At 63.4% G+C, this 287-nt stretch carries 1 pseudogene; it reads right to left on the reverse strand.

Going from position 1 to position 287, the window contains the following annotated elements:
• Nucleotides 1-113 precede the first annotated feature (113 nt).
• Nucleotides 114-287, reverse strand: a pseudogene (locus tag EN804_RS38545) (NAD(P)-dependent oxidoreductase); the annotation flags it as partial.

The raw sequence follows: 287 nt of genomic DNA on the forward strand, positions 1-287 counted from the left end.
TGTCGGGCAGCGATAGCAACGTCATCAGGTCGGGTCCCCTCTCCAGTGGCGCGACGCAATCTCGGCGACATGCTTCAGGCGCGAATCATACCACGCCACGCGCTTCGCTTCGATCACGAGCGTTTCATCGGGCTGCGCGGCTCCCCGTCCCGCCAGTTGCCGTCGGCCCACATTCGCTCCAGCGCCACCCGATAGTTCGGGAAACGAAAGCTGTAGCCGGCCGCCTTGATCGCCTTGTTGGCGATGCGCTTGTTCTCGCCGTAGAAGGAACGCGCCATTGGCGAAAG

Origin of the sequence: Mesorhizobium sp. M8A.F.Ca.ET.161.01.1.1, from assembly GCF_004792105.1 — a bacterium.
GTDB lineage: Bacteria > Pseudomonadota > Alphaproteobacteria > Rhizobiales > Rhizobiaceae > Mesorhizobium.